5 protein-coding genes are annotated in these 2,561 nt (G+C 64.6%); all 5 read left to right on the forward strand.

Going from position 1 to position 2,561, the window contains the following annotated elements; all coding sequences use genetic code 11:
- A partial coding sequence (locus ACESNG_RS23215) for a flagellar basal body L-ring protein FlgH (protein ID WP_373071079.1) occupies window positions 1-283 on the forward strand: 283 nt, incomplete at its 5' end.
- Complete coding sequence (locus ACESNG_RS23220) at window positions 280-1,353, forward strand: flagellar basal body P-ring protein FlgI (protein ID WP_373060930.1); 1,074 nt, start codon at window positions 280-282, stop codon at window positions 1,351-1,353. The genes ACESNG_RS23215 and ACESNG_RS23220, both read left to right, overlap by 4 nt.
- Window positions 1,350-1,706 carry a rod-binding protein gene (locus ACESNG_RS23225; RefSeq protein ID WP_373071081.1) on the forward strand — a complete coding sequence of 119 codons (357 nt, stop codon included), beginning with the start codon at window positions 1,350-1,352 and terminating at the stop codon, window positions 1,704-1,706. Before ACESNG_RS23220 ends, ACESNG_RS23225 begins: the two co-directional genes overlap by 4 nt.
- Window positions 1,706-2,251 (forward strand): flagellar protein FlgN, encoded by a 546-nt coding sequence (locus ACESNG_RS23230; protein WP_373071083.1) that lies wholly within the window; start codon window positions 1,706-1,708, stop codon window positions 2,249-2,251. Before ACESNG_RS23225 ends, ACESNG_RS23230 begins: the two co-directional genes overlap by 1 nt.
- Window position 2,252: 1 nt before the next feature.
- A partial coding sequence (locus tag ACESNG_RS23235; protein ID WP_373071085.1) for a flagellar basal body protein occupies window positions 2,253-2,561 on the forward strand: 309 nt, incomplete at its 3' end.

Below are 2,561 nucleotides of genomic sequence, written 5' to 3' on the forward strand. Positions count from 1 at the left end.
AGCGCGTCGCGAGAACCGCTTTCAGAACGAAATGAGCGTGCGCATCGTCGCCATGGGCCCGAATGGTCTGCTGCAACTCAAGGGAACGAAGAAGATCGACATCGACAAGGCACTGCAGGACATCGTGTTCACCGGCTGGGTGCGCGCGCAGGACGTGTCAACCTCCAACGTGATCGAATCGAGTCGTGTGGCCGACGCACAGTTGGGGTATGCCTCGCCGGGACCACTCGGCAAGCCGAAGCAGGGCATCGTCACCAAGGTTCTCGGAGCACTCTGGCCATGACCACCATTCAAGCGCGTCATCTCGGCGTGAAGATCGTCCGTACTGTTCTCGTGACTGCCTGCTTGCTGTTGTTGCCGGTCATGGCTCGCGCGCAGAACGACATCAAGATCCGCGATCTGACGAGTGCCGAGGGCGCGCTGCCCGTGCGATTGGTAGGCTACGGACTCGCCATCGGACTCGATGGCACCGGTGACCGGGCGATCGGCGGACAGACGGCCGGCCCCACCATTCAGAGCGTCATCAACATCCTGCGTCGCTTCAACATCGAAGTGCCAGCGGATCTCATTCGCATGCGCAACGTGGCGGCGGTGCTCGTGACCGCCGAAGTGTCGCCGTATCTGCGTGCCGGTGGCCGCTTCGAAGTGAACGTGGCCTCCATGGGTGACGCGCGTTCGCTGCGTGGTGGCACGCTGTACATGACACCGCTGGTGGCGGATGCCAGCGGTACGCCGCTCGCGTCGGCACAGGGTTCGCTGCTGGTCAGCGACGGTGGCGCGGCTACACGGTATATGCCATCGCATGAAGCGTCCGCGCGCATTCCCACCGGTGGCGTGCTCGAAGCCGATCTTCCGCGCCCAGCCATCGTCGCTACCTCGCGACTGCTGCTGCGCGAGCCTGATCTCGGCACCGCCACGCGCATCGCGATTGTCATCAACGCCACGTACGGCGAGAAGACCGCCACCGTGGAAGACGAAGGCTCAGTGATCGTGACGCTCCCCGACTCCGTGCAAAAACCGACCGCGCTCGCCCGCATTCGTGATCTCGCCGTCAAGCCGGAGTCGCGTCCGCGCATCATCATCGATGGGAAGGACGGCACGGTCGTGGCCGGCGGTGAGATGATCGTCGGCTCGGCCACGGTCAGTCACGGCGCGATCACGCTGGCCATCGGCACCGAGACCGCCAACGACACCACGCCGATTCCAGGCAGCGTGCGCCTGCCGGCGGGTATCCCCGTACAGCGCGTCGCCTCGGCGCTGCACGCCGTGCGCACGCCGCCCAATGAGATCGCCGCCATCTTCGCGGCGCTTCGTGAAGTCGGTGCTATCACCGCCGAGGTCATCGTTCGATGATCGACCGCATCAATGCCGGCAGCATGAAGAGCGCGAGCGCGCCCATGGCCCCATTGTCCGTCAAGGACCAGCGCGACGCCACGCTCATGAAGTCCGCCAGTCAGCTCGAAGGCATGTTCGTACAGCAACTCTACAAGGCAATGCGTGAGACCGTGCCACAGCAGGAAGGAATCGTTTCAGGAGGGGCCGGAGAAGATATTTTCACGGGACTCCTGGATCAGCACCTTGCTGCCGAGACTCCCAAGCAGTGGGAGCATGGCATCGCGCAGGCGCTCTACCGACAACTGCGTCACGGCACCCCCGCTGACGCAACCCAGGCCTCTGTGAACACTCCCGATTCCAATATCCGCTGATGTCGACGATGACACTCTTCGCACACGAACCTGCCCCACGCCTGGGTGTCCCGACCGGGGCACTGCTGGAGGCGCTGCACGATGCGCTGATCAGCGAGCGCAGGCTGCTCGATGATCTCATCGCGCAGATGCGACGCCAACGCGCGTCGATAGGTGCGGATGACATCGAAGGCGTGGACGAAAGCACCTTCGCGACCCATCGCATTCTCGCGACACTCGGCCAGGCGCGCACGCGTCGTCGTCAGCTCAACATCTTGCTGGGCGGCTCCGAAGATTGCACGCTGCGCGAACTCGAAGACATGCTCGGCGACCAAGTGGACACGCGGCTGCGCGATGCGCGGCTGCGTCTCACGCAGGCCGCCGATCTCCTCACGCGCGAAGTCGGCATGAACCGCAAGCTGCTTCGCGAGGCGCTGACCAACACGGACCAGCACGTGCGCATTCTCGTGGGCGCGCCGGCCCTGCCCACCACGTATGCCACCGAAGGAACGGCCACGCCCAGCAGCGGCGCCCCCCGCGGTGTGCTCGTGAACCGGACCGCATAGTATGTCCTCGAGCCTGTTGAGCATCGCGCGATCGGCGCTCGTCACGCATCAGGCCGCGCTGCAGACGATCTCGCAGAACATCGCGAACGCGGAGACGCCGGGATATTCGCGCCAGGAAGCGATCCTCGCTGCCAACGTGCCGGTCCGTATGCCGTACGGCAATGTCGGGACCGGCGTCCACATCGATACGATCATCCGCAAGCGCGACCTGTTGCTCGACGACAGTTTTCGCTCGGCGAGTACGCTCGCGGGCAATGCCGAACTGCGCCGCGATCTCATGGGTCAGGTGGAAGGCGTGTTCGGTGAGCCG

The sequence above is a fragment of the Gemmatimonas sp. genome (assembly GCF_041689975.1).
GTDB lineage: Bacteria > Gemmatimonadota > Gemmatimonadetes > Gemmatimonadales > Gemmatimonadaceae > Gemmatimonas.